Consider the following 25,295-nt stretch of genomic DNA (forward strand, 5'->3'; position numbering starts at 1 on the left):
ATGATCCCTGTTCAATTAACTATCGAAGGACTTTACTCCTACCAGGAACGCCAAACGATTGATTTCAGAAACCTTACCGAAGCGGGATTGTTTGGTATTTTCGGGGCGGTGGGTTCTGGAAAATCATCGGTTCTTGAAGCCATTTCGTTTGCTTTATATGGAGAAACGGAACGTCTGAACATGCGTGATAAAAGAGCTTACAACATGATGAATTTAAAATCAAACAGTTCTTATATAGAGTTTGATTTTGTGAATTATGAGAATAAGCTTTTCCGTGCTGCCCGTGACTTTAAAAGAAATCTGAAAAAATTCGAGGAAGTAAAGCCTAATGCAGTTACTTTTTATGAAAATATCAACGGTAAATGGATTCCTTTGGATCACTCGAATGCGGAGACGATCATTGGGTTAAGCTATTCCAACTTCAAAAGAACCATCATTATTCCGCAGGGGCAGTTCAAAGAATTCCTTGAATTGGGTGCTGCAGAAAGAACGAATATGATGAAGGAGATTTTTAACCTTCAAAAATTCGATCTTCAGAACAATGTTTCCACGCTTAATATAAAAAACAGGTCTGAACTGGATCAACTTGAAGGCCAGTTAAAAGGTTTTGAAGAAATCAATGAAGAGAAAATCCAGACTCAGAAAGAACAGCTGACAGAGGAACAGAAAAAACTCTCTGAATCGAATGAAAAATTGGAAAGGGTTTCCCATACCTATCAACAGCTGAAAAACTTAAAAAGCGATTTTGAAAGTTTACAACAGAATAAGGAAAAATTCAGCAAACTCTCTGAAGAAAAACCTCAGGTGGATGCTCTGGAAGCACAGACTGAATTATACGACCGTACTTTCAGGCTTTTCAACCCATTGATTATTGAGAAAAATAAGCTTTCGAAAGAAATTACCGATAAACGGAGCGAAAGAGAACAGCAGATCAAGGACTTGCAGGAGACTGAGAAGGCTTTCAATACGATCAAAGAACAACTCACAGCACTTGAACCGCAATTTAAAGCTTTAGAGCAATCCAGAATTCAGGAAAACGATTTGAGCCTCATCATTCAAATTCTGAAGTTTTCTGAAGAAATCAAAGTTCTGAATGAAAGAACTCAAAAGGGTTCTGAAAAAGTAAAAGAAGTAGACCTTAATAAAGAGAAGATTCAAAAGAAGATTGATGAACTTTCTGTACAGATTAAAACCTTAAAGGAGCAAAAACTGGATTCTGCTCTGCTTTCTGAAGTGGGAAATTGGTTTATTCAACAAAAAAACTTAAAAAAATCACAGCAGGAACAGGCTGAAAAAATTGAGAAGCATCTAAAACAGATTGGAGAAATTGCAGAGGAATTAAAACCTTTTGCCTATCAGGAAAATTATAAAGAAGATTTCAAAATCAGAAAAGAAACCTTTGAAGTCAAGAAAAAAGAACTTTCCCAGAAACTGGATCATCTCAAAATTCAAAAAGAACTTTCCCGTTTCGCCAGTGAACTTCATGATGGTGAAAATTGTCCTCTTTGTGGATCCAAAGAACATCCGCATATTGTGGAATTCAATGATGTGAATATTGAACTGCAGGAAATTCAGGAGAAAATAACATCCGTAGAACAGGAAATAACTGCTCTTCAAAAACAGGAAGCAGAAATTGATAAAATTCTGGACCGCAAGAAAATCTTTGAGGGACAGCTTCTTTCGGAACAGAAAATTATTCTTCAGATTCAGAAAGAGATTGAAAATCATATCCTGAATTTCACATGGAAACAATTTGCCTCGGATCAGGAGGAAGAGTTTGAGAAAAAACGGACCAACTCATTTACTTTAGAAAAAAAGATCGAAGAAACAGAGCGTAATATAGGTCAGGAAAGGGAAATTCTTGAAAAAGAAACCCAATTATTAGAAAAATATAAAAGTGCGCTGGAAAATTTCAGACTGGAAGAGGTTTCTAAACAGGAACAGATCAATATCAGCCGTTCCGGTCTTAAGATTCTGGATTGGAATCTGTATACCCAAAAAGCGATCATAGAAGTTGAAGAAACCTACCAAAAACTAGTATTTTCCAACAAGGAAACTGAAGAAAATTACCAAAAAGCACTGGAGCAGGAAAAAATTCTCTCTCCAAAACTGGCAGAACAAAAAACGATCGTCAGCCAATCGGAGAAACAGATTACAGAACTTGAAAAAGAAATTTCCGGGAATGAAGAGGCGATTATCAAAGCCTTGTCAGATCAAAACTTCACAGAGTTCAAAGAGGTTGAGAATATTTTATTTCAGGAAATTGATATTCCACTCGTAAGAACCAAAATCCAGAATTTCAAAGTTGATTTCGAAGCTTTAAAGAAATTCATCGGCGAGCTGGAATTAAAACTGAAAGGACTTTCATTTGACAGTGAGCAGTTTTCTCAGGCTGAACAACGGTTCAATGAAGCGCAAAGTGAGCAGAAGCAAATCAGTGATTCTGTAGTCACCAAGACCGCAGAAATAGACCGATTGGAAAAAGAGTTTGTGAAAAAAGAAGGACTTCTGAAAGAATTGACAAAACTTCAGAAGCGTTCTGAAAATTTAAAGATTATGATGAACCTGTTTAAAGGAGCAGGTTTTGTACAATATGTTTCGTCTATTTATCTGAGACAGCTTTGTGATCATGCGAATGTTCGTTTCCACCGAATGACCAGAAACCAGCTGAGTCTGCAGCTTAATGAAAATAACGACTTCGAGATCATCGATTACCTCAACGAAGGGAAAAGCAGAAGTGTAAAGACACTGTCGGGTGGACAAGCATTTCAGGTTTCTTTAAGCCTTGCTCTGGCATTGGCAGAAAGCGTTCAGGCCAATGCAAAAGCCGATAAAAACTTCTTCTTTATTGATGAAGGTTTCGGAACTCAGGATACGGAATCGGTGAATATTGTATTTGAAACGCTTACCAATCTGATGAAAGAAAACAGGATTGTAGGGATTATTTCGCACGTTGAAGAACTGAAAGAAAAAATCCCTACAGCTCTCAACATTATTAAAGACGAAGAAAGAGGAAGCCTGATTGAGATTGTATAATTAATCTTAAAATCTCAAAAAAAATTAAACTAAGGCTGGCTTGAAAACTTACGCATGAAGAATCAATACAGCCTTCACAGATTTGTTCAGGATCTCATCTACAGTACTTCCGGAAAACAATCGGTAAATAATATTGTGATTGTGTTTTACCAGACATAAAATATCTGTTTTATTGGTTTCTATGAAATCAATAATTCCGCTTGATGGTTTATCATCCTCAACGTAGTGAAAGGTAATCTCCACAGAAGAAAGCTGATCTTTTAATTTCTTTTCCCCATTTTCTATAGCTCTTGCAGCTGTATCTTTGTCCGAAATATGAAGTACTTCCAGCTTCTTCGGATCGGAAACTTTAAGGAGCTGATTCAATGCTTTTATATCCCTTACGGATAGTTTTGTGGTTTTGTAATCAGTAGCCAGCGTAATAACAGGTGTTGGATGAAGTATGCTTTCTGCAGGAACTATTAATGTAGGAATCCGCATCTTGCTAATGGCTAAGCTGGCATTGCTTCCTATAATTCCTTTAATGCCCGTAGCTCCCGTCATTCCCATTACTAAAAACGACACATCATTATATTCTATGTATTTCGTAATGACATTTCTTAAAAAGCCAACATCACAAACGGTTTTTACCGGAATGTCTTTATATTCATCATTATTACAGAAGGTTTCAGTCCATTCTTTCAGAGCGGATCTCTTTCTTGCATAGTAATCTTCAATAAAAATAGCGTTGTATGTACTATTGTTGATGCCTTCCGTGGGATGAATGGCATTCAGTACCGTTACTTTCATCTTTAAAGTTTTGGCGAGGGACAGAGCATATAACAGCGCATTACCTGCGTTGTTGGAAAAGTCTGAGGCAACTAATATTTGTTTCATTTTTTTCGGTTTTAATAATAATCACTGAATTAAAAGTCTGCCACTAAATAAACAGATGAAAACATATAAATAACAGTAAAGATAGTACAATAGAAACCGGTAAAGTAAGTACCCAGGCAAGACCGATACTTTTTAATGTAGCCGGATTAAGGTTACTTTTACCACCGGAAGCGACCATAGAACCTGCTATACCACTTGACAAAACGTGCGTGGTACTTACCGGTAATCCCAGAAATGTACTGATTCCTATAGTAGATGCTGCAACAATTTCGCTGGATGCACCCTGGGCATAATTCAAATGTTCATTTCCTATTTTTTCACCAATGGTTACTGCTATTCTCTTCCAGCCTATCATAGTTCCCAACCCCAGTGAGACGGAGATAACAATAATTACCCATAGAGGAGCAAATTCGGTTAACTTTTTAAGTTCAGAAATCTGGCTGGTAAGTATTGCCCTGTTGGATTCGTCAATAGCTATGGCTTTATTTTCGTTCAGTTTTTTTAGAGAATCAATAAGGTTATCTACCTCTTTTCTGAATTTGTAAGTCGCTGCTTTGTCTTTTTCATTCTTATGGATCAGATTTTCTTTTACATTTTCAATAGCAAGATTCAGAGTCTTAAATTCAGCTGTATTTTGAGTATTCCCGGCAGCTGTTGCTTGTAATGTATGTTCCGTTGTATTCAGGATAGAAACAATCTTATCGTTAGGAATATCATGATTAATTGCAAATTGGGCAGGCATAAAAGCGATCAGGATCAGCATAAAAAGCCCAACTCCCTTTTGTCCGTCATTACTGCCGTGAAAAAAGCTTACTAACGTACAGGTTGTTATTAAAATAGCTCTGATCACAAAAGGAGGTTTATCATTGGCACCCGTCGGAATATGAAAAAGTGCTTTATAGCGGATTACATATTTAAAGAACCACATCAGCAGAACAGCTAAGCAAAATCCTACGATAGGGGATAAAATGAGTGACATTCCAATTTCTTCAGCTTTATGCCAGTTCACCCCGCCTCCATAATACCAGGTAAATCCTAAGCCGGCACCAATTAAAGCACCAATCAGAGTATGAGAGCTGGAGCACGGTATTCCAAAGTACCAGGTTCCCAGATTCCAGATGATGGATGCCAGTAGAACAGCAAGAACCAAAGAAGCTCCCACTGCAACGGGCAGCGTTACGAGTGTATCCATCGGAACCAGTTTTAAGATTCCCATTGCAACGGCAATTCCTCCTGTAAAAACTCCCAGAAAATTCCAGAAGCCTGACCAGGGAATTGCAATAACAGGTTTAAGAGCTTTAGTATAAATTACGGTAGCCACGGCATTGGCTGTGTCGTGAAAACCGTTTACAAACTCAAAAGCCACAACAGCTATCAGACAGAGAATGAAAATAATGACAAGCCCTGTACTGAGATTCGGATCCACCGAAAAAAATAGAATATTGTTTAAAAGCATGGTTTTTTATTTAGATTTTGGAATGGCTGGATCAACAGAACATCCAGAATGTTGAGAAATGAAACCATCGAGAAGATATAATGAGGAAGATATCCTGAATAGTAATAGACTTTGGAACATCCAAACGATCTGCTTAGTGAAATAGAAGTAGGGGGAAACTGTTCGTTACCAAGATAATACAGATTTTGTATCATGCGGATCATAGACAGGTCAATCATTAATAGCTATCGCTTTGTTTCATTACTGTAAAGAAATGAAGTTTAAAAGATTACAATGTTAATAAATGATTAACTGTTTATTATATTTAAAAAATAGGATTCTCTACAATATAAAAAAGGAGACCTTTTCCGGTCTCCTTGTCATATCTATAAACGACTATTACAGTCCTTTTACAACGGGTTTTACTTCTTTCCCAAATAATTCAATAGATTTCATCATCACTTCATGAGCAGGATCTCCCACATCCATATGTCCGATAAATCTTGTAATTCCGAAAATCTCTTTCATGTAAGCAATTTTATCCGCTACTTCTGCCGGACTGCCGATAAATAATGCTCCGTCTTTGCTTCTTCCACCATCATACTGTGCTTTTGTGTAAGGCGCCCATCCTCTGGAAGCTCCTATTCTGTCCATCTGAGATTTATAGTTATGGAAATATCCGTCTACTACTTTTTGATCATCACTCACAAAGGTATGTGAATGAACAGCGATCTGCATTTTTGAAACATCATGACCTGCTTTTTGGTATTCCTGCTTATAGAATTCAATCAGGTTTCTAAACTGAATCGGCATTCCACCAATAATCGCTACCACTAAAGGCATTCCAAGCTGTGCTGCACTTAAAACAGATTGTGGAGTCCCTCCAACAGCTCTCCAGATTGAAAGCTTTCCGTCATTTTTTGCTCTTGGATATACGGTTTGATTCTGCATCGGCGCACGAAGTTTTCCTGACCAGCTTACATTTTCTTCAGAATTAATTTTCAGTAGTAATTCTAATTTTTCGTCAAATAATTGTTCATAATCATTCAATGAATACCCATACAATGGAAATGATTCTATGAAACTTCCGCGTCCCACGAATATTTCTGCTCTTCCTTCTGAAATCAGATCCAGTGTTGAGAAATCTTCATATACTTTTACCGGCTCCGAAGAGCTCAAAACAGTCACTCCGCTGGCCAGTTTTATATTTTTTGTAATACTTGCTGCCGCTGCCAAAACGATCTCCGGAGAGGAAACAGCATAATCCGGACGGTGATGTTCTCCCATTGCAAAGACATCAATTCCTACCTCATCCATCAATTTTACCTGATCCAATATCTCACGGATCTTAATTCCGGCATCTCTATATTTTCCGGTTGACTGGTCTAAAGCCAAATCACCGAACATTCCTATTCCTAATTCCATATTGTTGTTTTTAGTGATACAAAATTACCACTATGAAAGATTAAAAACATTGATGTTTGGTAAGATCGAAAAGTCGTTGTTTTTTAAACACAAATAACACTAATTTTCCACTAATAACACAGCATTGTCATTGCGAGCAAAGCGAAGCAATCTCAACTGAGCATATATAACAATATTTAAAAAAAATCCAGCCTAAAACTAGACTGGATTGTATTATTATTTCTTCAGATACAAATCAAAATAATCTGTTATTTTCTGCATCAGATGAACTCTGTCTTTCCCGATCACATTATGCGGATGTCCCGGATACGTAAAGTAATCCAACTGAACTCCGTTATCAACTGCAGACTTGATGAATTTAATAGAATGCTGCCATACTACTACATCATCTTGTGCTCCGTGGATCATCAATAGTTTCCCTTTCAGATTCTGAACTTTATCCAAAAGATTAGCCGTCGCATATCCCTGTGGATTTTCCTGTGGGGTATCCATATATCTTTCTCCATACATAATCTCATACATACTCCAGTCGATTACCGGTCCTCCGGCTACTCCTACTTTGAATACATCCGGCTTACGAAGCATGAAACTTGTGGTCATAAATCCTCCAAAGCTCCATCCATGGATTCCCATTTTGTCTCCATTTACATAAGGAAGAGACTTTAGGTACTCTACCCCTTTCATCTGGTCATTCATTTCTGTAGTTCCCAGGTTTCTGAATACAGCCTGCTCAAACTTCAATCCACGGTTAGAAGAACCTCTTCCGTCCATGGTGAAAATAATGTACCCATTCTGAGCCATATATTCGTACCACAGATTTCCTGACGCCGGGAAGGTATTGGTAATTAGCTGTAAGTGCGGTCCGTTATACAAATAAACAATCGTTGGATATTTTTTATTCGGATCAAAGTTTGTTGGAAGAATGATTTTCCCATACAAAGGAGTTCCGTCATCTGCTTTTAATTCTACGTTTTTAATTTCCGGTCTCTGATAATTTTTTAATGGATTTTCAGAAGTAAGGATATTCGTAGATTTTAAATTGGAAGTATTGATAATGTCGGCAACTCTAGGTGAATTGGCATTGCTGTAAGCATCATACAGGTAATTTCCGTCACTGCTCAAAGTTCCAATATGCATTCCTTCTGCACTGTCCAGTCTTTGCATTTTGAAATTAGTCCAGTTGATTCTGTATAAATGTCTTTCTAAGGGTGTTTCTTTTGTAGAAGTAAAATAGATTTCCTTTTTCTTTTCATTGAATCCTAAAATATCAGTTACCAGCCAATCTCCTTTTGTAATCTGTGCTATCAATCCTTTTTCAAGACTGTAGTGGAACAAATGATTGTATCCTGTTCTCTGGCTCTGCCAGATAAAGTCTGTGTTAGAATTCGGGAAGAAAGTTAGTGGATGCTGTGGTTCTACATATTTGCTGTCTGTTTCTTCAAATAAAGTTTTCACCAATTCTCCTGTAGCAGCATCATATTGATTCATTTTCATATGATTCTGACCTCTGTTCAGAACGCCTACGAAGATATATTTTGAATCCGGGCTCCATGTAACGGCTGTTAAATATTGATCTTTTTCTCCTTCAACTTTTAAGAAAGTAGTGGATTGAGTTTTAATATTGAAAACACCTAATGTCACCTGATGAGAAGTCTGACCAGCCATTGGGTATTTGATATTGTGATTCACAGCAGGTGTTACAGACCAATCGATGATCGGGTAATCTGCTACCATGCTCTGATCCATTTTATAGAAAGCTACACTCTCAGAGTTTGGTGCAGGGAAAATTCCTGTATCAATTCCGAATTCATTTCTGTGAACGGCCTGCCCGCTGATGATATTTTCATTGGTTTCGTTGGTTACAGCAATCGTTTTCCCATTTCTGTTGACAAATAAATTATTCTTTGCTGTGAAGGCAAACGTCTGGCCATCACCAAACATTTTTACGTTCGAAGCATCCTGATCCATTGCAGCTGTACTTTTTACTTTCCAATCGTTTCCTGATTTTTCAATCCACGACATTTTACCCCCTGTAGTAAAATACCCATTGGAATTTCCTGTAAATTTAATTGGTGGAACAGCTTTCAGCTTATCATTGGAAAGATTTCTGTTCAGTTGGCTCAACGAGATCAGGGTATCCTGTTTATTGGTTTTCAAATCTGTAATCAGATAACCGCCTTTCACTGCCTGGATATAAGATTTTCCGTCTGCAGCCCAAGAAAATTGGGATATATTTTTCACGGCAAGGTTGGTTCTCATTCCATTTACAGCCTCCGCCATGGTAAACTTCTGGGTCTGGGCAAATGCTGAACTGCCTAAAACCAGCATCAATAAAGAAAATTTATGTAATTTCATTGTATAAAATTGAATCCATCAAAAATAAGAAATAAAAATCATTCGTTAAGAAATGTTAAATTAAAACATTCATAAAATGGAATTCATGCATTAAAAGAAATTATTCCTTAACTTAATAGTAGAATTTTTAAAGGGATTAGAGGAGTAAATTGTGAATGTCAACCCGCTGCGCTTGTCAATTTTTGATTGTTGTAAAGCAAATATTCACCATTCACTTGCACAACAAAACTGACTGACAAAAAATCATTTCTTATCCTATATCAATGACTTGTATATATTTTCTGTCCTAAATTTGCTTCATTAATAACAAACAAAAAATACAAAATACAATGGCTACAAAATGGATCTTAGACCCAACGCATAGTGAAATTACTTTCAAAGTAAAACACATGATGATCTCTAACGTAAAAGGAAGCTTCAGAACTTTCACAGCTGAAATTGAATCTGAAGACGAATTCTTTGCCAATGCGAAAACTACCGCTACTATTCAGACGGATTCTGTGTTCACAAACAATACAGACAGAGATAACCACTTAAAGTCTGCAGAGTTCTTCAATGCTGAAGTACATCCTACAATTACATTTGAATCTCAGGCATTAAATAATTCTATTGTTGGAAATCTTACCATCAACGGAATTACAAAACCTGTAGACCTTGATGTAGACTTTGGAGGAATCAATGTAGACCCATGGGGAAATACAAAAGCAGGTTTCTCTTTTGAAGGAAAAATCAGCAGAAAAGATTTTGGATTAAACTGGAATGCAGCTCTTGAAGCAGGAGGTGTAATGGTAAGTGATGATGTAAAAGTAGCTGGTGAATTACAGTTTGTAAAACAAGCATAGTTAATAACATACATGATAAAAGGTTCAGGGATTTGTCTAAAAGCCTTGAACTTTTTATTTTTTTATCATCTTCAATATTTATGAACCTCAACGATCTTCAAAACATAAGCGACAGTTTTAAAAATACTCAGAGAATGCCTGTTTTATTTCTTGGACATGGTTCACCGATGAATGCCATTGAAGAGAATCAATTTGTACAGGGTTTCCGAAAAGCTGCCTCAGAAATCCCCAAACCTAATGCTATTCTTTGTATTTCTGCTCATTGGTATACAGCCGGAACCTTTGTAACGGCTATGGATATGCCGAAAACCATCCATGATTTTTATGGTTTTCCAAAAGCCCTTTTTGATGTAGAATATCCCGCTCCGGGAAGTCCGGAACTCGCCAAAGAAACTGCGGAATTACTTCTACCTATAGATGTGGAAGAAGACCACAGCTGGGGGCTGGATCATGGGGCATGGTCAGTCATCAGACATATGTATCCGGATGCTGATATTCCGGTGATTCAGCTGAGTATTGACCATACAAAACCTCCTCAGTATCATTATGAACTTGCCAAAAGACTGAATAAGCTTCGTGAAAAAGGTATTCTGATCATCGGAAGCGGAAATATTGTCCACAATCTTAGACTTATCGACTGGAAAAATATAAATACCGTGGGAACCGGATGGGATTGGGCAATTGAAGCCCGGGAGAAAACCAATAACTGGCTTCTCGATGGTAATTTTCAGAATATTATTGACTATCAGAAACAGGGAACTTTCCTGCAATATGCTGTTCCTACACCTGATCATTATCTTCCGCTGCTCTATACTTTAGGGTTGAAAGATCAGTCTGAAGAACTCACTTTATTCAACGATGAGCTTATCGGAGGATCACTGAGTATGACCAGTGTAAGGATTGGATAAATTCTTCTTTTTTTATCACTAAAAGTTTAGTAATATTGTTTACCATGAAAACAATATTACTATTTTTTTTGTTCACTTATTCTGTCTTTTCAGCACAGCTGGTCAAAGGGACGGTGGTAGATGATACCGGCCACAGAATAGCGGATGTTAACATTTATCTTGATGGGACGAAAACAGGAACTGTTTCAAAAGAAGACGGAAGTTTTACATTAAATCTTTCTACCCAAAAATATGGGAATCTTGTTTTTCAGAAAGAAGATTACGAAACCTTTACCATCGGATTACCGGATGTTATTAATAAGACTTTAAAAGTAGTATTGACCAAAACCAATGCTATTGAAGAAATAAGACTGGTTCCTTATACTCCTGAAGCTTACCAGAATTATATCAATTACTTTTTGGACACTTTTATAGGTAACAATCGTGAAGACGTGAAAATAAAGAATCAAAGGTCTTTAAAGTTTTCCTATGATAAAAAGAATAAACTTCTGAAAGTAAAGGCTCCCAACACTTTAATCATTGAGAATAAAAATCTTGGCTACGAAATCAGTTACAATCTGATCAGTTTTTCTGCCGACTTCAACTCTAAGATGGTCAATTATACCGGAACAAGTTTTTTTAAAGAATCAAAAAATACAGATAAGGTGAAACTTAATCGTATGAATGCCTATGAAGGCAGTCTTCTTCACTTTTTCAGAAGTATCTATGATCATAAAATTGTTGAAGCGGGATTTATTGTCAATCAGGTAGTAAGAATTCCCAATCCACAATATCCTTCTGAAGAGGAACTGAATACTTTAAAGAATTATCTGGAACTCGTAAATAAACCTGATTTTAACACCATTCCTGAAAACATCAGAGAAATTGCCCGCAGAAAAAATGCGCAGAGCCAATACATGCTGGCTATTGTAAAAACAAAGATCCCTGACCTGGATTATGTTAAAAGATCAGACGGGCAGGTTTTTCTGGAATTTAAAGATATTCTTCAGGTCAATTATCCCAAGTATTATTACGAGCTTAAAGGAAAAGAATTTGTGAAAAGAGCGAACCGGAATATATTATCATCATTCTTACATTCTGATGGAGAATCGTTCGAAATTTCAAAAGAAGGAAACATCACAACACCGGATCAACTCATCAATGAAGGTGATTTCTCCAAAAATAAAATTGAAAATATGCTTCCTCTTGATTATCAATTAGGAGATTAATATTTTAGAATAAAAAAGGAAATACCTCAGCTGAGATATTTCCTTTTCCTTTTATAATCGCCTATTATTATTTATTGTACAGCTTTTAGAACATTGATGTTTCCGTAGCCGTAGCTTGAATTTACATTGGGATAGTAAGTGGCAGACTGTCTCATTTTGTTAAGTACCTGCTCTCTCGTCCATGATGGATTTTTAGCCCAAACCAAGGCTGCAATTCCTGCCGTAGCTGCTGTAGCTACTGAAGAACCGCCCACATAATCAGCTTGTCCGTTATAATAACTCAAAACAGGAACGGTATTTCCAGAAGATCTTTCCATCTGGAAAGTAAAATCGATCTGGCTTCCGGAGTGGCACACATCACATTTTTGATTGGATGTATTCTCTTTCACCCCTGTTATCGCCTGAGTTTCGGACATGGATGCAGGGAAAATTACCCCAACAAAATTGGTGAAGCTGGTAGAAGTTCCTCCGGCACAGAAAATCAGTTTTCCTTTAGAGTAAGCATATTTAACCCCGTCTTCAATTTTCCCGACAGAGAAAATATGACCCATTGACATTGAGATGATCTTTACATTCGTATTATTACCCAATTCTGTGAAAGCCGTTTTTACAGCAGTCTGCTCACTGGAAGTTTCCAGGACAACGTTTTCTGCGGCTCTGTAGGCGATCAGGTTAGCATTATAAGCTACTCCTACAGGTAATCCTGCATTATTTCTTGGAGCAGTCATCACAGAAGCCATTTTGGTTCCGTGCCCACACTTATCTCCCGATCCGTCTGAATTATACACTCCGAGTTTACTGATTGTTCTTCCTGAAGAAGCCCCATTGTTAAAGCTTCCTCCCAATAAAGTCTGTTCAGGGGAAACTCCTGTGTCAATAAGTCCGATGGTAACACCTGCCCCTGTACTGTAGCTCCAGGCATCAGGAATATTGTGCTTGGCGAAAGCCCATGGGATCTTTGCACTTGGCGTTGTAGAAGTGTAATCTGCTGCATTTAATGTTGATGATGAAAAACCACATCCTGATGAACCGCTGCCAGAAGATTTTGCAGCTGATTGAGCCTCGAATTCAAAATAATGATAGTCTGCCGGCTCCACGTATCGGATGTTTTTCATTTGTCGAAGGGCAGTAATGGTTTCTTCATTTTCAATCACCACATCCATCTGATTAAGATATTGGTCTGAAAGAAGAAGGAAATTTCTTTCATCTTTTCCTTCATACTTTTTGATGATAGAAAGGACTTCTTTTTCCATATCACTGCTGTTTGGAGATTTACTTCTGTCAAAATCATCTTTAGAAGCTCCAAAACCGATAGATACCATTTTGTTTCCACGGAAAATAGCACTCCATACAAAATGATCAGATTCATTCTTCCAATTGAAAGTACCGTCTGTTTTAATAGCCTGATTGATTCTTTCGTTGATCTGTTTTGCAGTCAGCGGATCTTTCTGAGCCATTTCTGTTTTTACATTTTCATTCTGAAGTTCTTCTCTGGAACACGAGTTTAAAGCAAAAAATATTGCCAGGAGGAATACAGTTTTTTTCATATGTTATTCTTTTGGTTGGAGCCACAATATAACACTTTCATGGGAATTAAAAACTTAAAAAAAATGAATTTACCATTACATGAATATTAAATTAAAATACTTTTTCGTAGCAGACACTTTGCTCAACGCCAATATATTGTCCATAATTGGGAATCCTGTAAAATCCACTTTTTTCATATATTGAGATGGCACTTTTCAAATCCTGGGAAGTCTCCAGGACTGCCTTTTTAAAGTTCAATTCTGCTGCCCAGTTTTCCAGTTCTTTTACAATAGCTGAGCCAAGCCCATTTTTTCTGAATTCCGGATTGGTAAACATTCTTTTTATTTCTACCGTATCTTCTGAAAAGCGTTTGAATGCTCCACAAGCTGCCGGAATATTATCTATGTAAGCCACAACACAGTTTTTGAGGATATCGATGGTATTGAACTGAGCAAAGAAATCATCATTTTCACCATTGTGCTCGGATAAAGTAGCATCGAGGGATTTTACGAGATTTTGAAAATCTGTATTGGTAGAATCTGTTCTGAGGATGTGCATGTTTATTGGATTAAAAGATTCAAAAATTTAATGATTAAAAGATTTGTGGAAAATAAAAAAGCTCCCTTTCGGAAGCTTTACTATATTTTTAAATTAGTTGACAATAAACTTTCTTTCATTGATCAACTCTGCAATTGCTAACATATCTTTACCGATCAATCTGTCATCTTCAAGCTTAGCAACTTTGGAACGAAGAACCGTAAAGTTTTCTTCAATCACCTTAGAGCATTTCGCCGGTCTTCTGAATTCAAGTCCCTGAGCAGCAAACATCAACTCAACAGACAGAATATTAACAAGATTTCCAAGAACCTGATTGAATTTTCTTCCTGAAATACTTCCCATAGAAACATGGTCTTCCTGACCTAAACTTGTAGGAATAGAGTCTGCTGATGCCGGGAAACATAATGTTTTATTCTCTGTAACCAAGGCAGCTGAAGTATACTGAGGAATCATAAATCCTGAGTTTAATCCTGAGCTTTCCGTCAATAATCTTGGAAGTCCATATTTTCCTTCTAATAATAAGTAACTTCTTCTGTCGGAAATATTTCCTAATTCTGCAGCAGCAAGCGTAGCATAGTCTAAAGGCAAAGCCATCAGCTGTCCGTGGAAATTCCCTCCTGAGATAGATTCTTCAGCACTTAATACAATCGGGTTGTCTGTTACGGAATTCAGTTCTGTTTCTGCCATACCTCTAAGGTGCTCAAAAGCATTTCTACTGGCTCCGTGAACCTGAGGTACACATCTCATAGAATAAGGATCCTGAACTCTCTCACAATCTTCGTGAGCTTTCATATTTTCGGATCCTTTTAAGAACTTAAGCATTCTTGCCGCTACTTTTTTACTTCCTTCAAAAGGTCTGATCTCGTGAAGCTCTTTTTTGAATGGGCTTTCAGAGCCCCTGTATGCTTCGATACTCATTGCAGCCGTCATATCCGCAAGATCCAGTAAATATTCGAATTTTTCAAGTCCTTTGATGGCATGAGCCAGAATAAATTGGGTTCCATTGATCAATCCTAATCCTTCTTTTGGCCCTAAAACGAGGGGGTCAAGGTCATGCTTTTTCAGAACTTCCATGGTTTCAGACACCTGATCTCCTTCCCAAACCTCTCCTAAACCAAGTAATGGCAATACCAAATGTGCCAGCGGAGCAAGGTCTCCCGAAGCTCCCACAGATCCTTGTTCCGGAACTACCGGAATAATATCTTTTTCAAGCATCAGGATCAATCTTTCAATTACTTCCAGAGAAACTCCTGAAAATCCTTTTGAAAGGGCATGAACTTTAGCAATCATCATAATCTTAGAAAACTCTTTATCAATGGGTTTTCCAACTCCCACTGCGTGAGAAATAATCAGATTATATTGTAACAGAGCGGTTTCGTCAGCAGATATTTTGGTATCACATAGCGGTCCGAATCCTGTATTGATTCCATATACACATCTATCGGACTCTACTATTTTCTGTACGTTTTTCTGAGATTTTAAAATTTGTTCTTTTGCAGCTTTGTTCAGCTTCGCTTTATTTGGCTTTTTACAGATTTCCAGAATATCATGGAAAGTAAAAACATCTACTCCGTATATCATTTCTAAAAAATTTTCTTAAAATTACGCATTTAACAATAATTGGAAAAGCTAAATTTCAATCTTCTATATTTTTATATCAACAAGGGAATTAATTTACTATTTTTAGCCCCGAAAATTAAAAACAATAATACATGAGACTGAAAATTCTACTACTTGCTTTATGTGTAGCAGGTACAACTGCTTTCGCACAGAAAGTAAAATATTCTAAGGAAGAAAGAAAAGAAATGAACCGTTATCTGTTTAACGAAGGTTTCAATACCGCAACGGATAAAAAAGTTTCCACGATTATTTTAAAAGATAACACAGAACATCAAGGCTACAGTAAATCATGGGAAAGGCAGAAAGGGCAGATTCTTTCTATTACGATTGAAGATGTCGATACAAAAAAGCCTATGAAATTTACCGCAGCAGATATTGCTGAAATGTATTTATATCCTACGGAGACTGAAAAATCTATGAAAGCTGCAAAATTCATTTCAAACATGAGAAATTACAGCACCAAAAAATATAGCAAATCTGTAACCGATGATGCCGTTTTGTATGAAAACCAGATTGTTTCTTTGAAAAACAAAAAAGAGCCAAGAGCCTTTTTAATGCAGGTTATTAACCCTGAATTTAATGAGCTTATTTCCGTTTACCATGATCCGTTTGCCTCAGAAACAGCGAGCACAGGTTTTGCTGGTGCTCCTGCATTTGGCGGCGGCGTTATCAAATCTTATTATGTAAGGAAAGGAAATAAGGTAATGTGGCTTCACAAGGATGATTTTGAAGACAATTATGACTTTTTATTTGGAGATAATGCCGAGTTTATGAAAAAATATCCTAAAAACTCTGTAGAATGGAATTATTTAAGCTTTTTGATCTACCAGTACACAGAAATGAACCACGGATAAAAATAAGCAATCAAAATACCGGAACCTGCAGAATCATCTGCAGGTTTTTCTTTTTTTAAATAGGGAAAGTTTCCTTAATTTTGTTATATGAATCCTTCTTTAGAACTACAGCTTAAAACGTTACCATCAGAACCCGGCGTTTATCGTTATTATGATAAAAATGAACAGCTTTTGTATGTTGGTAAAGCTAAAAATCTAAAAAAAAGGGTTCTCTCCTATTTCAATAAAAACCTTCCCGGATACAGGATCAAAATAATGGTCGGTAAAATCCAGAGGCTGGAAACGACGATTGTAAATAGTGAGTATGATGCACTTTTATTGGAGAATAATCTGATCAAGGAACATCAGCCTTTTTATAATGTCATGCTGAAGGATGACAAGACTTATCCGTGGATCTGCATCAAAAATGAAGATTTCCCAAGAATTTTTCTGACCAGAAATGTAATAAAAGACGGATCGGAATACTATGGTCCCTATGCAAAAGTACGGCCTGCAAAGATATTGCTGGAAACCATCAAACATATCTACAAGCTAAGAACCTGTAATCTGAATCTTTCTCCTTCTAAAATAGCGGAAGGGAAATATAAAGTCTGTCTGGAATATCATATCAAAAACTGTGAAGGGCCATGCGAGGATCTTGAAAGTAAAGAAGAATATGATGAAAAGATAGATGCCATCCGTGGAATTGTCAAAGGAGATTTCCGGAAAGCTAAGGATTATCTGGTAAATCAGATGATGAAACTGGCTTCTAATCTCCAGTTTGAAGAGGCTCAGATCATCAAAGAAAGACTGGACATTCTTGAAGATTATCAGGCTAAAAATACGGTGGTGAACCCGAATATTGATGATGTAGATGTTTTCGGAATGACCAGTGATGAAACGGCAGCTTATGTCAATTTCTTTAAAATCAGGAATGGAAATATCATCCAGAGTTTTACGACGGAGATCAAAAAAATTCTTGAAGAAACTGATGAAGATATTATGGAGGAGGCATTGATAGAGATCCGTCAGAAGTTTTCTTCTGATTCTAAAGAGGTCCTTTTACCTTTCCATCTGTCGGTAGAAATTCCCAATGTGAAACTGATTGTTCCTAAAGTAGGCGATAAAAAAAGAATTGTAGAGCTTTCTGAGAAGAATGCAAAAGAATACCGTTTGGAGAAGCTGAAACAGGTTCAGATCGTAGACCCTGAAAGGCATACCAACAGAATCATGGCCGAAATGCAGAAACTTCTGAGAATGCCTGTAGAACCGAGACATATTGAAGGTTTCGATAACTCAAATATTCAGGGAACCAATCCTGTATCTGCGTGTGTTGTTTTCAAAGATGGAAAACCGAGTAAAGCTGATTACAGAATTTTTCATCCTAAAACAGTGGAAGGGCCTAACGATTTTGCAACCATGGAAGAGGTGATCTACCGCCGTTATAAAAGAATGCTTGATGAGGGAGAAAGTCTTCCACAACTGATTCTGATAGATGGAGGAAAGGGGCAGCTGTCTTCTGCAGTGAAGAGCCTGAGATTATTGGGACTTTACGGAAAAATTACCATTGTAGGGATCGCCAAAAGGCTGGAAGAGATTTTCTTCCCGGAAGATCCTATTCCTTTATATCTGGATAAAAAATCCGAAACGTTGAAAATCCTTCAGCGTGTACGTGATGAAGCCCACCGATTTGGGGTAAAACATCACAGAACAAGAAGGAAAAATTCTACTATAAAATCTGAACTGGAAGAAATTCCTGGTGTGGGAGAAAAAACTATTGAGCTGCTTCTATCTAAGCTAAAGTCTGTAAAACGCATCAAAGAGGCAAATCTGGAAACCCTGGAAGAGATTTTAGGGAAAAGTAAGGCTAAAATGATTTGGGAGTTTTTTAATGCTAATTAATACCCTGGTATTGCACTACGATTAAATTTTCGCAAATAAAATGGAGTTTTTTTATAAAAACTATTATGTACTGCATATTTAATCAATACAAAATAAAAATCATCGATACCACCAATACAAAAGAAAAATAACAACAAGAAACAGAATAAAATAAATATTTTACTAAATAATAGTATTATTGATATTTTTTTAATAAATTAGTATTATCAACTAATAACGATAATATCATGAAAATTTTTCTCATTTTATAAAACTTTTCACATTTTCATTTACCGCTATGGATCAGGAATCTATAGGCTAAATATTATTTGTAGAAAATCGCATAACCAATTTCCTCTTTTCAAAGTTTAGAAAAAATGAAAAACACATCAGCATATATACGATAAAAGGCTCTTTTTTCAAGAGCCTTTTATATTTATTGTTCGTGCTATTTTAAGGTTATTTAGCTACAAAAACTTCTTTGGAAGACCTTCCGTCAGCCTGTGGAATATCTATCACAACATTCCCATTTTCAAAATATCCTATAGTAGTATTTCCATCAGCCAGTTTTACCATAAAAACAGAACTCTTAGAAGTTGCTTTAAAAACTGCAAATGGTACAGAACTGCCAGACTTAGCTAAGATAAACTGATTAGGATCAATCTGGATTTTCTGAAGTTCTATTTTCCCATTCGAGTAGTTATTGGCTTCTGGAGTTGCAGAAGATACTACAGGTTCAGGAGAAGAATTCTGAACATTATTATTAGATGCAGGTAACAAAGCAACAGGGTTGGAAATCGGTACTTTTATTAAAGCTTCTCTTGTTGCATCCTGTAATCCTTCATCAAATTCTTTGATTTTTGAACCTCCCTTGGACTCTAAAATCATATTATTATTACAATCTTTAAACTGTACAATTACTTTATTCTTGAATAAACTTTTATCATTAATGACATCAGCATTAATGACATTACAGTAGTTCATTTTAGCTTCTGAAGGCCAGCTATCTTTAATTACCGGAAGTACTATATATTTTTTTGCTTTCAAAGCTTTAATAAAAAAGTCTTTCAGCCCATAATCTTCCTTAAATGTTTCAAATTTTTCAGGAACTGCAATATATTTGGAGTCTGAAACCTTTTGTGCAAAAATCATTGTTGAGCATATTGCCAACAAGAATATTGATACCTTTTTCATTTTTATTATTTTAATCATTTCTGAATGCTCCCATATCCAGCTTCAATGAGAAGAAATTGGAATAGAAATTAGATCCGCCTATCCCTGAATTGGTAATTGCATAATCCAGTGTAAGCCCTCTGTATCTGATCCCCACTCCGGCACTTGGCTGAAAAGAAACTTTTCTCCTAAGATCTTCTATATCTGTAATAGATTGAAATCTGTTGATCCCTAATCTTACAAAAATCATTTTCTGATACCCTAGCTCAGCTCCTGCATAGGGACTGATACTCGCAAAGTCTGTCGAAATCAATGAAGCCGTTTTTGCAAAGTCTACATTCAAACCTGCTTCCGGTAATACATACACGCTGCTGTTGATCTCAAATAATTTACTGGCACCTACATTCAGCTTAGGCATTGTAAGTTCCATTTTATCTTTTGGTGCCGGGTTAAATTCTTCCCCGTTTACAACCGTTGATAGTTCTTTTTGATTCACACTCCAGAAGTTTACGGTAGTGGTGATATCTCTCACCATCCCCCCGAATTTCCAACCGTTATCCGCTTTATAAATGGCCCCTACATCAAAACCAAAACCGTAACCATTAGCAAATTTACCTACATTTCTATAGACAATTTTTGCATTCACCCCCACATCCAGTTTTGGATTCCCTCCTGGTCTGAAGGCATAAGAAAGTATCGCCGCATAATCAGATTGAGAGAATTTGGTGATTTTATCATAATCAATATTCCCTTCGGTATCAATTAACTGTGTCGTATTTAAAATATTGTCAACTCCAAGCCTTACCACTGAAACACCGAACACCCCTTCTTCAAGTACTTTTGCATAAGCCAAATAATCATATTTTGCGATAGACTCAAAGTATTCTGCGTGCATGGCTGCTCCCTGCCAGTCTCTTTCAATTGACATCAAACCTGCAGGATTCCACATAGGAGAATACACATCATCCTGATTGGTGATTACTGCCCCTCCCATTGCAAGGCCTCTTGCTCCGGCTCCAATATTTAAGAATTCATTGGAGTATTTCCTGATAATCTGAGATTGAGACAGCCCAAACAGCAGTGAAAATGCAAGTAAAAAATATTTTTTCATCATATAAATTTGATGCTTAGTTTAAGTTTTTAGTTTTTCTGGCTTTTATTAATCCATTAGCAATGATTGCCAGTATCATAACACCTGAAGCGATATAAAATATAGGGCTCATATGTTCTGATTCCCCAAAGATAAAAAAAGCTAGTATAATTCCGTAGACCGGTTCTAAATTAACTGTTAAAATTAAAGTAAAAGGTGATATATATTTCATTAAATTCACCGATTCCAGCATTGGGAAAGCAGTAAAAACACTGGCTAACAAGCATATTAACGCCAGATCTCTATAGTTTATTTCATTCATCTGAAAAATTTGCCCTGAAAGCAAATAGAATACCATTAAAATGAACCAGCCACAGAAAATTTCATAAAAAATAATATTTCCGGAACTCGTTTTACCAAACATTTTACCGTTGAATACAGAAAAGATAGTTCCAAAAACCGCACATAGAATGCCATAGATAATACCTTCTTTAAAATGAAACTCTGTTTTAAAGATCAGTAATATACAAGCAACGATAACCGTACCCATTACCACTTCGGATACATCCACCTTCCTTTTAAAGATGATAGGCTCCAGAATCGAAGCAAAAAGTGTAGACAATGAAAGACAGCTTAATGCAATAGAAACATTGGAAACCTTAATCGAGTAAAAAAAACAATACCAATGGAGCGCCATTGCAAGACCTATTGCGGCCAGCTGAAAAAATATTTTTTTTGAAACCTTTATACTCTCCTTTTTAAAAACTCTGATGAATACAAAAAGAAAAATAGCAGCAAACAACATTCTATAAAATACAAGAATTTGAGCATTGGCCTGAATCAATTTCCCCAAAATTGCAGTGAACCCCCACAAAAATACTATTAAGTGCAACCTGAAAAGCGCCAATTTATGCATAACCTATCTCCTTTGAATTTTAACGTGCAAATTTACAAATACGCTTTTATAAATCTTACAAAAAAATATAAATTTACATTAATAAAAAGATAATAAATACAATTTTTAATAGCTTTACTCCTAATTCAGAACGTTTTCTATTAATTTAATAACAAGATCAATCAACTAACTATGATATTAAGTCCGAGCATTGAAATCAAAACAAAACATCTTACCTTAATTCCAGTTGAAGACTTACACATAGATGATATTTTGGAGCATTTTACAAATGAGGTGACTAAATACATGCCTTTTAACCCGCAAGGGAATAGACAGGATATAATCACCTTTGTTAATGAATCAAAAAGAACTTTATCACAAAACACAGATCTGGTAATGGTTGCTCTAGACTCTAATGGTGATTTTACAGGATGTTGCGGTATCCATAATATAACGGAAGAATCTGTTGAACTTGGCTTATGGTTAAAAAAGAGCTCTCAAGGGAAAGGATTAGGAACTGAAATCATAACGACCCTCATAGAATTCCTGGAAAAGAATTTTACTTTTGAGTATATTTTATATCCTGTAGATGAAGAAAATATAGCCAGCAGAAAAATTCCGGAAAAATTAGGCTTTATTCCTGCTAAAAAATATAAAAAACATAAGAATCATCTTACCGACCTGAATATTGTAGAATATAGAAAATATTATTAACAACCCCAGGCATCACTAAAAAAACCCTGAAAATTTGTTAAACTTTCAGGGCCTTCAAATAATAAACTATTAAAAAAATAAACTAGGAACTTAGAGTATTTTGCAGAGAATATTACCTCTGTTACTCTACTGTAAAGTTAGAAAAAATATAAACTATTTAAAAATATTTTTTAGTTAAAAATTTCACAATTTACTAGAAACCAAACTATTAAACACTTGTTTTACTTCCAATTTATATTCCTCATAAAAATAGTATCTTTAAGCGTAAAAAATTGAAAATTTTATGGACATCGAATTCAATAAACGAGAAGATCAGAACCGATTAAAATTATCTGAAATAAATCGCTTACTCACTGAGATCAAAAAGGGAGGTGGTGAGAAGAGGCTTCAAAAGCTTCGTGATGAAGGAAAAATGACTGCAAGAGAAAGAATAGATTATCTTCTCGATAAAGATTCAGATTCTATAGAAGTAGGAGCATTCGCTGGCTACGAAATGTATGAAGAGCACGGAGGCTGCCCTAGCGGAGGAGTTGTAGTGGTTATAGGCTACGTTTCCGGAAGACAATGTATTGTGGTTGCTAATGATGCTTCCGTAAAAGCAGGTGCCTGGTTTCCTATTACAGGAAAGAAAAACCTGAGAGCACAGGAAATTTCCATGGAAAATAAACTTCCGATCATCTATCTGGTAGACTCGGCAGGTGTTTATCTTCCACTGCAGGATGAGATATTTCCTGATAAAGAGCATTTTGGAAGAATCTTCAGAAATAATGCTAAGATGAGCTCTATGGGAATCATCCAGATTTCTGCTATTATGGGGAGTTGTGTAGCTGGAGGTGCTTATCTGCCCATCATGAGTGATGAGGCTATGATTGTAGATAAAACGGGTTCCATTTTCCTTGCCGGAAGCTATCTTGTAAAAGCAGCTATCGGTGAAAGTATAGATAATGAAACACTGGGTGGGGCTACTACCCACTGCTCTATTTCAGGAGTTACCGATTATAAAGCTAAAGACGATAAAGATGCTTTGAATAGAATCAAAAACATCATGAAATCTATTGGAAGCACAGAAAAAGCAGGTTTTGACAGAATAGAAAGCTTCCCACCAAAGGAAAATCCTGAAAACATCTTCGGAATTATGCCAGTTTCCAGAGCTGAGCAATATGATACCCATGAAATACTTAAATGCATTGTGGATAACTCCGAATATGAAGAATATAAATCAGATTATGGGAAAAGTATTATCTGTGCAACAGCCAGAGTAGATGGATGGTCTGTAGGAATTGTAGCCAATCAGAGAAAATTGGTAAAGAGTGGTAAAGGAGAAATGCAGTTTGGAGGAGTTATTTACTCTGATTCAGCCGATAAAGCGACCCGATTCATTGCCAACTGTAATCAAAGAAAAATACCTCTAATCTTCTTACAGGATGTTACCGGATTTATGGTAGGTTCAAAATCAGAACATGGCGGAATCATCAAAGACGGAGCTAAAATGGTAAATGCAGTTTCCAATTCTGTGGTTCCTAAATTTACGATCATTACGGGTAATTCTTATGGAGCAGGAAATTATGCAATGTGTGGCAAAGCTTATGACCCGAGATTAATTGTCGCGTGGCCTTGGGCAGATTTAGCGGTAATGGGAGGAGCACAGGCTGCAAAAGTATTGGCTCAAATTCAGGAATCAACTTTGAAAAAACAAGGAAAAGAAATTACTGAAGAAGAACACAATGAAATTCTGGATACAATTTCAAAAAAATATCAGAAGCAGACTGAATCCACGTACGCAGCATCAAGATTATGGACCGATGCCATCATCAATCCAGCAGATACAAGAAAATGGATTTCTATGGGAATTGAAGCCGCTAATAACGCTCCTATTACTGAGAAATTCAATTTAGGAGTAATACAGGTATGATCTTAAATTCATCAATAAAAAATAAACGCGGCTATCTCAGTTTGAGATAGCCGCGTTCTTATTATTTAAAAGTCCCTATTATCAATTTAGGACATATATTCTTCTTTACAAAATTCTACAGGACCTCCAAGTCTTATACAACATTGATATTTGCTCATACAAATCCCATTAGGCCAGCCTGGAGGATAACACATTCCAAATGCAGGATCATCCGGACATGTAGGTCCCCCACTTCCTTTAAGTGATTTTAAACTCTCTCTTGAAATCTTCATTAGATTTTTCATAGTTATTTTAGTTTTAATTGTCTCCTACTCTATTTAAGCTTTTCGGATAACGCTTTTCTAAAATACTATTTTTTCCACACTTAGTGAAATTTAATAAAAATTATTACTTAGAGTTTTTTTGAAGTCTTTAATCATAGGAGTAATGATAAGGAAATAGTTTTATTGAACAGCTCATGTTATTAGGAGCATCATCCCGCTATCCATTCATACTCCTCACGCCAAGCTTTATGATGAGAGATAAACCTGTGCTAGTTCATGAAAGGTCCCACGCGTGTTGCGGGGTACCCATTACTATCGGGGCTAAAAGGAAGAAAATTATGAGATTCGGGTTTCAGGCTGCAATTGATCAGCTTTGATTATTCTACATTTATGATATTCAATAGGAGCGGGCTTTAGCCCGTTCTCGTCAAAAAATCCATCTCCATCTGGCTTTAGCCAAAACTTATCATTGGGTAATCCTATTAACTGAAGAAAATAAATAATAATAAGGCTCAATTAAAGATTGAAAGATAGATAACCAGGAATGAGTATGAGCTTGGAAATAGTATGAGTTGTATGATGTATTACTTATTGCTCATTACCTATTGCTCATCATAAATTGGAAGTAATTAGGATAGGTATACAACAAAAAAGTCCTTTATCATACGATAAAGGACTTTTTAAAAATAAAATAAAAACTGGCGGCGGCCTACTCTCCCGCGTTAGCAGTACCATCGGCGCTGG

20 protein-coding genes are annotated in these 25,295 nt (G+C 36.3%); 8 read left to right on the forward strand and 12 right to left on the reverse strand.

Features of this window, described 5'->3' with window-relative positions:
- Positions 1-3,036 carry an SbcC/MukB-like Walker B domain-containing protein gene (locus AC07UM_RS21555; protein WP_494684572.1) on the forward strand — a complete coding sequence of 1,012 codons (3,036 nt, stop codon included), beginning with the start codon at positions 1-3 and terminating at the stop codon, positions 3,034-3,036.
- A 48-nt stretch (positions 3,037-3,084) separates the two neighbouring features.
- Here the strand turns inward: AC07UM_RS21555 and AC07UM_RS21560 are convergent, their stop codons facing one another.
- The 5 genes from AC07UM_RS21560 to AC07UM_RS21580 all read right to left on the reverse strand — a co-directional run bounded on the left by AC07UM_RS21560 (position 3,085) and on the right by AC07UM_RS21580 (position 9,127).
- Positions 3,085-3,912 carry a universal stress protein gene (locus tag AC07UM_RS21560; RefSeq protein ID WP_109738763.1) on the reverse strand — a complete coding sequence of 276 codons (828 nt, stop codon included), beginning with the start codon at positions 3,910-3,912 and terminating at the stop codon, positions 3,085-3,087.
- Positions 3,913-3,955: 43 nt separating this feature from the next.
- Entirely contained in the window at positions 3,956-5,368 is a 1,413-nt protein-coding gene (locus tag AC07UM_RS21565) for an inorganic phosphate transporter (RefSeq protein ID WP_494684573.1), read from the reverse strand.
- Entirely contained in the window at positions 5,359-5,562 is a 204-nt protein-coding gene (locus AC07UM_RS21570; protein WP_494685240.1) for a hypothetical protein, read from the reverse strand. The genes AC07UM_RS21565 and AC07UM_RS21570 overlap by 10 nt, the downstream gene beginning before the upstream one ends.
- A gap of 184 nt (positions 5,563-5,746) precedes the next feature.
- The gene (locus AC07UM_RS21575; protein WP_494684575.1) at positions 5,747-6,772 is read right to left on the reverse strand and encodes an LLM class flavin-dependent oxidoreductase; all 1,026 of its coding nucleotides are present in this window, start codon (positions 6,770-6,772) and stop codon (positions 5,747-5,749) included.
- A gap of 216 nt (positions 6,773-6,988) precedes the next feature.
- Entirely contained in the window at positions 6,989-9,127 is a 2,139-nt protein-coding gene (locus AC07UM_RS21580; RefSeq protein WP_494684576.1) for a S9 family peptidase, read from the reverse strand.
- 329 nt (positions 9,128-9,456) lie between these two features.
- Here AC07UM_RS21580 and AC07UM_RS21585 point away from each other — a divergent pair, with 329 nt between their 5' ends.
- From AC07UM_RS21585 to AC07UM_RS21595, 3 genes are all read left to right on the forward strand, one after another.
- Positions 9,457-9,969, forward strand: a complete 513-nt coding sequence (locus AC07UM_RS21585; protein ID WP_047382037.1) for a YceI family protein — start codon at positions 9,457-9,459, stop codon at positions 9,967-9,969.
- Between the two features lie 80 nt (positions 9,970-10,049).
- Positions 10,050-10,877, forward strand: a complete 828-nt coding sequence (gene ygiD, locus AC07UM_RS21590) for a 4,5-DOPA-extradiol-dioxygenase (RefSeq protein WP_494684577.1) — start codon at positions 10,050-10,052, stop codon at positions 10,875-10,877.
- Positions 10,878-10,921: 44 nt separating this feature from the next.
- Positions 10,922-12,085: a carboxypeptidase-like regulatory domain-containing protein gene (locus AC07UM_RS21595; protein ID WP_494684578.1), complete on the forward strand. Its 1,164-nt coding sequence runs from the start codon at positions 10,922-10,924 to the stop codon at positions 12,083-12,085.
- A gap of 71 nt (positions 12,086-12,156) precedes the next feature.
- Here the strand turns inward: AC07UM_RS21595 and AC07UM_RS21600 are convergent, their stop codons facing one another.
- The 3 genes from AC07UM_RS21600 to hutH form a co-directional block, all read right to left on the reverse strand.
- Entirely contained in the window at positions 12,157-13,632 is a 1,476-nt protein-coding gene (locus tag AC07UM_RS21600) for a S8 family peptidase (RefSeq protein WP_494684579.1), read from the reverse strand.
- A gap of 91 nt (positions 13,633-13,723) precedes the next feature.
- The gene (locus tag AC07UM_RS21605) at positions 13,724-14,170 is read right to left on the reverse strand and encodes a GNAT family N-acetyltransferase (RefSeq protein ID WP_494684580.1); all 447 of its coding nucleotides are present in this window, start codon (positions 14,168-14,170) and stop codon (positions 13,724-13,726) included.
- Positions 14,171-14,263: 93 nt separating this feature from the next.
- Positions 14,264-15,751 carry a histidine ammonia-lyase gene (hutH, locus tag AC07UM_RS21610; protein WP_494684581.1) on the reverse strand — a complete coding sequence of 496 codons (1,488 nt, stop codon included), beginning with the start codon at positions 15,749-15,751 and terminating at the stop codon, positions 14,264-14,266.
- 131 nt (positions 15,752-15,882) lie between these two features.
- Between hutH and AC07UM_RS21615 the strand changes: the two genes are divergently transcribed.
- Positions 15,883-16,644 (forward strand): hypothetical protein, encoded by a 762-nt coding sequence (locus AC07UM_RS21615; RefSeq protein WP_494684582.1) that lies wholly within the window; start codon positions 15,883-15,885, stop codon positions 16,642-16,644.
- Between the two features lie 87 nt (positions 16,645-16,731).
- Positions 16,732-18,525, forward strand: coding sequence for an excinuclease ABC subunit UvrC (uvrC, locus tag AC07UM_RS21620; RefSeq protein WP_494684583.1), 1,794 nt, complete (start codon positions 16,732-16,734; stop codon positions 18,523-18,525).
- A gap of 438 nt (positions 18,526-18,963) precedes the next feature.
- On the opposite strand, the gene AC07UM_RS21625 is transcribed toward uvrC, so the two are convergent.
- Genes AC07UM_RS21625 through AC07UM_RS21635 form a run of 3 tightly spaced genes read right to left on the reverse strand, consistent with a single transcriptional unit; the run spans position 18,964 to position 21,683 of the window.
- Entirely contained in the window at positions 18,964-19,698 is a 735-nt protein-coding gene (locus tag AC07UM_RS21625) for a hypothetical protein (protein ID WP_494684584.1), read from the reverse strand.
- A gap of 10 nt (positions 19,699-19,708) precedes the next feature.
- Entirely contained in the window at positions 19,709-20,791 is a 1,083-nt protein-coding gene (locus AC07UM_RS21630) for a putative type IX sorting system protein PorV2 (protein WP_494684585.1), read from the reverse strand.
- Between the two features lie 13 nt (positions 20,792-20,804).
- Positions 20,805-21,683 carry a DMT family transporter gene (locus AC07UM_RS21635; RefSeq protein WP_494684586.1) on the reverse strand — a complete coding sequence of 293 codons (879 nt, stop codon included), beginning with the start codon at positions 21,681-21,683 and terminating at the stop codon, positions 20,805-20,807.
- A gap of 171 nt (positions 21,684-21,854) precedes the next feature.
- Here AC07UM_RS21635 and AC07UM_RS21640 point away from each other — a divergent pair, with 171 nt between their 5' ends.
- Positions 21,855-22,376 (forward strand): GNAT family N-acetyltransferase, encoded by a 522-nt coding sequence (locus tag AC07UM_RS21640; protein ID WP_494684587.1) that lies wholly within the window; start codon positions 21,855-21,857, stop codon positions 22,374-22,376.
- 283 nt (positions 22,377-22,659) lie between these two features.
- The gene (locus tag AC07UM_RS21645; protein ID WP_494684588.1) at positions 22,660-24,288 is read left to right on the forward strand and encodes an acyl-CoA carboxylase subunit beta; all 1,629 of its coding nucleotides are present in this window, start codon (positions 22,660-22,662) and stop codon (positions 24,286-24,288) included.
- A gap of 86 nt (positions 24,289-24,374) precedes the next feature.
- Here AC07UM_RS21645 and AC07UM_RS21650 read toward each other — a convergent pair whose 3' ends face one another.
- Positions 24,375-24,572 (reverse strand): hypothetical protein, encoded by a 198-nt coding sequence (locus AC07UM_RS21650; protein ID WP_494684589.1) that lies wholly within the window; start codon positions 24,570-24,572, stop codon positions 24,375-24,377.
- Between the last annotated feature and the right edge of the window lie 723 nt (positions 24,573-25,295).

This window comes from Chryseobacterium sp. GW821-FHT04C04 (assembly GCF_059420365.1).